General features: G+C 35.7%; 7 protein-coding genes. 1 reads left to right on the top strand and 6 read right to left on the bottom strand.

The genetic code is table 11. The features are described 5' to 3' along the window. Positions 1 to 356: Fur family transcriptional regulator (locus E1171_RS11810; RefSeq protein WP_155206208.1), on the bottom strand; the 356-nt coding region annotated here is incomplete at its 3' end. Positions 357 to 723: 367 nt separating this feature from the next. Here E1171_RS11810 and E1171_RS11805 point away from each other — a divergent pair. After that, on the top strand, positions 724 to 1,641 hold the full coding sequence (locus E1171_RS11805; protein WP_155206207.1) for a universal stress protein: 918 nt from the start codon (positions 724 to 726) through the stop codon (positions 1,639 to 1,641). A gap of 216 nt (positions 1,642 to 1,857) precedes the next feature. On the opposite strand, the gene E1171_RS11800 is transcribed toward E1171_RS11805, so the two are convergent. The 5 genes from E1171_RS11800 to htpG all read right to left on the bottom strand — a co-directional run. Beyond that, entirely contained in the window at positions 1,858 to 2,343 is a 486-nt protein-coding gene (locus tag E1171_RS11800; protein WP_155206206.1) for an arsinothricin resistance N-acetyltransferase ArsN1 family B, read from the bottom strand. Positions 2,344 to 2,368: 25 nt separating this feature from the next. Continuing rightward, positions 2,369 to 3,130: a creatininase family protein gene (locus E1171_RS11795; protein WP_155206205.1), complete on the bottom strand. Its 762-nt coding sequence runs from the start codon at positions 3,128 to 3,130 to the stop codon at positions 2,369 to 2,371. 94 nt (positions 3,131 to 3,224) lie between these two features. Then, complete coding sequence (budA, locus tag E1171_RS11790; protein ID WP_155206204.1) at positions 3,225 to 4,088, bottom strand: acetolactate decarboxylase; 864 nt, start codon at positions 4,086 to 4,088, stop codon at positions 3,225 to 3,227. 295 nt (positions 4,089 to 4,383) lie between these two features. After that, positions 4,384 to 5,232, bottom strand: a complete 849-nt coding sequence (locus E1171_RS11785; RefSeq protein WP_246164300.1) for a toxin-antitoxin system YwqK family antitoxin — start codon at positions 5,230 to 5,232, stop codon at positions 4,384 to 4,386. A gap of 265 nt (positions 5,233 to 5,497) precedes the next feature. Next, the coding region (htpG, locus tag E1171_RS11780; RefSeq protein WP_155206203.1) for a molecular chaperone HtpG at positions 5,498 to 7,210 on the bottom strand (1,713 nt) is incomplete at its 5' end.

Raw genomic sequence — 7,210 nt, 5'->3', positions numbered from 1 at the left:
TTTTTTGGAAGAAAAATGGGAGGAATTTTCACTTCTTCTAGACAAGTTGTCATTTCACATTTTATGCATTTAAAATGTACATGCTCATGATCATGCTGGTCGGTTGAGCAGTATTCCTCTTTGCACAGAGCATAACGCGCAATTCCACTATCATCAGGGATCTTATGTAAAATTCCCTTATTTACAAATGTCTTTAGGGTGCGATATAAGGTAACTCTGTCAAAACTATCGGTTAGTTTATCCTCAATATCGGAATGAGAGAGTGCATTAAGCTGTTCCAAAAATATTTTTAACACCTCTACTCTACAAGTTGTGAAACGTAATGAATAATCTTTTAATAAGTCAGAAGGAGTCATATCCTGGAAATTCAAAATGGGAATATAGAGGCTCTCTATAAAAAAAGCCCCTGAGAAATACTTCCCTATTAGATCAATTTTTTTAATTTATATTATTTGTGGTAACGATATTTTAAAGCCAGAAAATCAAGCCCTTTGGACACCGAAACTCAAAGGTAAAAATTTGATGTTAGTATTTAAACGTCTCAATTCTTAAAAATTTATTTACAATGGGGTATATTGGCAAAAAAAGTAAGGATTAAGTGTCTCACTGTTTTCTTCTGAATACAATGGGTATCTGCCAATATTTTTTAATGACATTGCTCCAATATTTGAAATCATTGAAGTGAGGAAGATGTAAATTTTTAACCACAAACAAAACGGTATCATGTACAGAATGAACAAGATTCTGATCCCCTTGGATCTTACAGAAATGGATGATGTCCTGATTCGCTATTCGGCTATGATTGCCAGGATGATGAAAAGTGAAGAAGTTTATTTCATGCATATCGCTAAGAATCTGGAAGTTCCAGAACCCATACTAGAGAAATTTCCTAAACTTAATACTCCTGTAGATGAAAATTTGGCTCAAGAACTTGATCTTCACATCCATCGATTAATAGGAAAAGATATTTCCTTTGACATAAAAATTGAGGTGAAAGAAGGGGACCCCGCTGAACAAATTCTTCATTGGTCCAGAATCAAAGACATTGATCTTATTATTGTAGGAAGAAAAGATAGTCAAAAGGGAGCTGGAATTTTAATGCAGAAACTCACCAAAAAAGCTAATAGTTCTGTAATGGTTGTTCCTGAAGGCGCTTCTTTTTCCATTTCCAAGATTCTTACCCCTGTGGATTTTTCCAAGCATTCCACTATGGCATTAGAGCAATCTATAGAAATAGCCAAGAACACTGGCGCTGCCATTGTTTGTCAAAATATATACATGGTCCCATGGGGCTATCACAGTACAGGAAAAAGTTTTGAGGAATTTGCGGCCATAATGAAAGGGCACGCAGAAAACCATATGCAAAAATTCCTTAAACCTTTTGATTTAGATGGCCTAAAAGTACATAAATTGTATACCCTTGATGAGGAAAATGACCCGTCAGTTAAAATCTTCCAAATCTCGGAAAAACTTGGGATTGATTTGGCTGTCTTGGGATCAAAGGGCAGAACAAATGCTGCTGCTATTCTTTTAGGTAGTGTGGCTGAAAAGGTCACGGTAAGAGAATACAAAACGCCTGTTTTGATTGTTAAAAAGAAAGGAGAAACTTTGGGCTTTTTGGAGGCATTGTTAAACCTATAATCATTTTTTTCCTTTTTCGGCTTTAGCTTTTGACTTTATAAACTAGATTATTTGGTTTCAAGGGGTTTTGTGGGCAGGGATGTAAAATATTAGAGATACGATAATTTGGAGACACCATATTTTGTGTCTCCAAATTTAGGAAAGTCTTCTTACAAGATATAAATGACAATATTTGTTGAACATAAGGTTTTGTTTTTGGTCATGCTTATGAGGGATTTAATTTAAAAGCTTTTGCCAATAACCTACATCAATCCATTGGTTGAATTTAAAGCCCACTTCTTTGAAGTGAGCCACTTTTTCAAATCCAAATCTTTCGTGTAAAGCAATGCTATGATCATTGGGTAAAGCAATGCCGCCAATAACAGCATGGATGTCGGTTTTACTTATTTGATTCATCAGCTCTTGATAAAGTTGACTCCCAATTTTTTTTCCGTGGTAATCATTTTTGACATAAACCGTACTTTCTACTGAATTTTTATAAGCACATCTTGATTTCCATTTACTGGCATAAGCAAAACCCAATATCTTTTTATTTTCCGTGTAAACTATCCATGGAAGGTCATTGAGAGTTGATGAAATTCTAATGCTCATTTTATCCTTTGAAACAGGGTCTTCCTCAAAGGTAATAATGGATTGAAGTACATAGTGGTTGTAGATCTCACAGATTTCAGTAGCATCTTCTATTCGGACAGATCTAATCATGTCTTTTTGCTTATAATAGGTTGAGTTATATATACAAATCGTTGATAGACACTTTAGCCAAGTCTACCATTAATTGGCCTACTTTTTCGGTGACAGCATTAAAAAAGCTTTCTCCTTTTTCAGCGGATGCTTTTTTTGGGTTTCCCGTTCCGGTATCCTTGGTTATTTTTGACCATTTTCTTTCCGCCCAGGCCCAGCTTTCGTTTAAAGCTTTTACCCGATGTTTCTTTTCTTCTCCATCTCCTGCCTCATCAAGAGGGAGAACCAATTCGGGTTTTAAGAATTGTAAAAGGCTGGTTTCCATTTCTTCAGCATGATCACCTGGCATTTCAAAGAAATCCTTTCGATCCAGAGCCTGAAACCAATTGCAAGTACTAATGAACATGCTTGGATATTTTACCCCCAATTCCCTGATCATAGTTTTGAAATCATTTCCTCCATGACTGTTCAGAATTAAGAGTTTGTGAATGTTTTGCCGGTTTAAAACCTCTACTATATCATTGAGTACTGCAGCCTGCGTACTAGGGTGCATATTAATATTTAATTTTATGTCAGTTTGTCCGGTATTGACCCCAAATGGAATAGTGGGTAATATGGTAAGCTTTGCTCCTTTTTCCCAGGCCCTTCTTGCTGCTTCTGCCGCTATGGCATCTGCTTCAATAATGTCAGTTGCATATGGAAGATGGTAGTTGTGGGCTTCGGTGGCTCCCCAAGGTAAAACAGCAAGTTCAAATTCTTGGTCTTTGATAAATTTCCAGTTGCATTCGGCTAAAATATAGGGTCTCATAAAAGCTGGATTTATGGTGGAGAAAAAAGAAGTTTTAAAATATTCAATTTACTTGCCTTTCGCTAACATTAATCTTGGTTTTTCTGGATTTGATTTAGCGTTTTTTTTCTTTTTCCACCTTCTCAATAGCTTTTTGTTGGTCTTTTTTTAGGTCGGTTTTTAGAAACTCTCCAGCTTTCGGTAGTTCTATATGGTAAGCAGACTTGTAGTCCATTTGAACTTTTACCTTTTTAGTTTGGACTCCCAATAAGTGCCCACCTGCTTTCAGATCTTTGGTGATAAAGTGAAAATGAAAACCTGGTACATTTAGCTCTTTTACATAATCAGGAGACCAAAGTGCAACAATTGTACCCTCTACATTTTGAAAATCAAATGTTCTCTGATCTTTGGTGACCTCTAACAAATTTGGATAAGGCTTCTGTTGGGCGGAAACACTTCTGGTTCGTGCATATTTAAACTCCCCCTCAATTTTTATGGCATAAAAGAAATTCTCAGAAGGCATCAACCGCTCAAGGTACTGGCTTAATTCTTTATAGTTTAAATCTTCATTGATTGAAAAGGTGGTGTCAGCTTTGAAATTTGTTATGGTTGCGAAAGGTGTTTTGCCTATGTCGGGAACTGAATAAGTTTTTCCGTCATCTTTTATCTGGTAAAAAACTCCATCTAGAAGAATCATCTCCCCATCAAGCTTGTTGAAAGTTCCCATTCCAAAATCCCCATGTTTTTTTAATTCCCCAAAAGTGAAGGCTTCATCATATAGGCCATTCATTAATGCTTTAATGGTGGATAGTTGATAGACGGTTTGGTAATCCTTTGTTGATAAGGGTGTTAATGTTGTTCCTTGTCCCTGGATTTCTTTCTTTTGAGGAGTGGTGCAAGAAGACATATACAGGAAAATTCCGGCAAGAAGTATTGCTGTTAATTTATTAGAATAATAATTATTGCTCTTTTTTTTCATGACATTTCTGTATAAAAGGAGAGATAGGTTTCAAGTTTTGGAAACCAAATATAAAATGAATTGGAATTGGAAATATTAAAATAGGATTAAAAAAGCACTTTTTGGGGTATAAACAAACTCTAATTTTGGAGGAGGGAATTGTACAGTAAATTATTAAAAATTCTTAAAGTTTAAAGATAGAAAAGGGTGTTTTAAATATGGGAAAGTGATTACGGAGCCAGTATAAACCTATTAAGTATGGAGAAAGACTACTTGAATCATTATTTGGAAAAAGAAAGGATAAGTTTCTAACAAATTAATTCTTTTGTTCATAAATCAATTTTCCTTTGTTATCCCATTCCTTTTTGATATATGGTTGGAAATCATTCTCAAAAGGTGTTTTGGCATATTGAATTTCACGCTTTCTACGATTAAAACGTAGGTGATATTCTTTCCAAATGCCTACCTTCTTGTCAAATTGATATTCTCCAGTAACTGCAATTCTACCATTTTCCAAGAAGTAGTAGTAATAACCCTCTTTTTTTCCATATTCAATAGGGATTACTTCTTTTATTTTGGTTCGGGCTTCATCATAATAGGAGATTTTTGAGTCTTTTGGCCAGCCTTTATAGTATTTTTCCTTATCGGTCAGAATATCTTTTGTGTTATATTTTTCCCAACGACCATTTTTCATCCCATGGTAAAAGATGCCCTCTTCCAATGTTTGGTCATTTTCTTTTAATACCTTTTTATATGGCCCATGTAATAATAATCCATTGTCCTTGTCTACTTTGGCCAGAGAGGATACCATAATTGACTTCTTTTTGGTGTCGTACCAATAAATGTCCCTTACATAAGGACTTATTTTTTCGAATTCTTGGATGGTATAAAATTGTTCAATAATTATTTTATTTCTGGATATATTTTTTGTATACCCTTTTTTACTTTTAATGTCGTAGAAAACACTCTTTTTTCGTTTTTTTTGAGGAATTTCGGTTTGTGATTCATCTTCATCTGGACCTAACTCAATGCTTGGGGGTAAAGTAGGACCTTCTGTGCTCAAAACTTTTGGGGAATCTTGATTTTTCCCCTCTTGGCCAAGAAGAGGAGTGACAATAAATAGGCTGGCAGCGAAAAGGAAAAAAAGAATGAGATTATTAGACATTTTATTGAATAATTAAGTAACCCCAGGTTTATTTTAAGTCCACATATTTCAAAGACAGAGATTTTTTCCTTTGGCTCATGTATTTCCAAATTTCAAATTCCCTAAATAATTTTCATAAGGGTTTAAGCTCTTAGAATTGGTAAAAACAATTAAAGAAGCTTTTCCATAAAAAGATAATTGGAAATAAAAGAAAAAACAGCAGCAATATAAAAAGAAAAAGCCGGTATTTAAACTGGCTTTTTCTAATTTGATGGGTTGATTAATTTTATTTAGTAGCCCATTCTACACTTCTCTTTATGAAGTTGGTTAATTCAGGGCCTTTTAACATATTTTGAGAAAGAAGTGCCAAATCAAATGCTTGCTTGGCCAGGTCTACTTTTTCTTCCTGATTTTCGGCCTTAACAATTTTTCCTACCAATGGGTGGTTTGCATTTACAGCTACAGAATATTGATCTGGCATATCTCCCATCATCATCATGCCACCGCCACCAAGTGCATTCATGTCCTTCATTCGGCGCATAAATTCAGGTAGAGTAATGGTTACTGGTAATTCGTCAGTGGCCATGGATTCCACTGCCACCGTCATGTTTTTATTGTCAATAGCTTTTTCAAAGACTTCTTTTATTTTTTCTTCTTCCTCTTTGGTCAGGACGCTTTCTTTTTTCTCGTCTTTGTCAATGAGCTTATCTGTGGTATCGGAATCTACCCTTTTCAGGCTGACTTTTTCTAATTTCTGCTCCAGCATATTGATGAAATGGCTGTCCAATACCTCATCAAGTACTAAAACATTGTAAGCACGCTTGTTGGCAGATTCAATGAAACCGTGCTGCTTGTCCCTATCATTGGTGTACAGGATAACCAAATTATCATCTTTATCTTTTTGGTTAGCTGAGATAAGTTCCTTGTATTCTTCAATGGTGTAAAACTTGCCTTCCGTATCTTTTAAAAGGGCGAATTTTTGCGCTTTGTCATTGAATTTCTCCTCGCTGATCATTCCATATTTCACAAATACGCTGATGTACTCCCATTTTTCTTCAAATCCTTTTCGGTCTTTACGGAAGAGCTCTGAAAGTTTGTCGGCTACTTTTTTAGTAATGTGATTGTTGATCTTTTTTACATTACTGTCTGATTGCAAGAAGCTTCGGGAAACATTCAAAGGGATATCCGGTGAGTCGATCACACCATGCAACAGAGTCAGGAATTCCGGTACAATGTCTTTGACATCATCGGTAATAAATACCTGTTTGGAATAAAGCTGAATCTTATTTTGCTGAACTTCTATGCCAGGCTTCACCTTTGGAAAATATAAAATTCCAGTCAAATTGAATGGATAGTCTACGTTTAAATGTATCCAGAATAAAGGATCGGGACTAAAAGGATAAAGTTCCTTATAGAAATTTTGATAATCTTCGTCTTTCAGGTCAGCAGGTGATTTGGTCCAGACTGGCTGGGTGTTGTTCACCACTTTTTCTTCAAACTCAACCTCAATAGGAAGGAATTTACAATATTTGTCGAGTATGCCTTGAATTCGGGCTGATTCCAGGAATTCTGTAGAGTCTTCTGCTACATGAAGAATCACATCTGTACCACGGTTTTCCTTTTCCGCAGGAGCAATTTCGAATTCGGTGCTCCCGTCACAAGTCCATTTGGCTGCTGGATCTCCGTTATGAGATTTGGTGATTAATTCCACTTTGCTTGCCACCATAAAAGCGGAATAAAACCCTAGACCGAATTGGCCAATGATTTGTTCTTCGCCTTTGTCTTTATATTTTTCAACAAATTCGGTAGCCCCGGAGAAAGCGATTTGGTTAATGTATTTTTTTATTTCCTCAGCAGACATTCCAATTCCCTTGTCGCTTACGGTAATGGTTTTGGCTTCTTTGTCAATGCTGATTTTTACTTTCAGATCTCCAAGTTCTTCTGAAAATTCACCAATAGAGGAAAGTCTTTTTACTTTTTGGGTGGCGTCTACCGCATT

The organism is Xanthovirga aplysinae (assembly GCF_009711365.1).
GTDB classification, from domain to species: Bacteria; Bacteroidota; Bacteroidia; order Cytophagales; family Cyclobacteriaceae; genus Xanthovirga; species Xanthovirga aplysinae.
Note: the sequence above shows the minus strand (reverse complement) of the source record. Positions and strands in the feature narration are given on the sequence as shown.

Excerpts from the sequence above, each read along its gene's own strand:
- E1171_RS11805 (WP_155206207.1), top strand. The coding sequence starts at position 724 with ATGTACAGAATGAACAAGATTCTGATCCCCTTGGATCTTACAGAAATG.
- E1171_RS11800 (WP_155206206.1), bottom strand. The coding sequence starts at position 2,343 with ATGATTAGATCTGTCCGAATAGAAGATGCTACTGAAATCTGTGAGATC.
- E1171_RS11795 (WP_155206205.1), bottom strand. The coding sequence starts at position 3,130 with ATGAGACCCTATATTTTAGCCGAATGCAACTGGAAATTTATCAAAGAC.
- E1171_RS11785 (WP_246164300.1), bottom strand. The coding sequence starts at position 5,232 with ATGTCTAATAATCTCATTCTTTTTTTCCTTTTCGCTGCCAGCCTATTT.
- budA (WP_155206204.1), bottom strand. The coding sequence starts at position 4,088 with ATGAAAAAAAAGAGCAATAATTATTATTCTAATAAATTAACAGCAATA.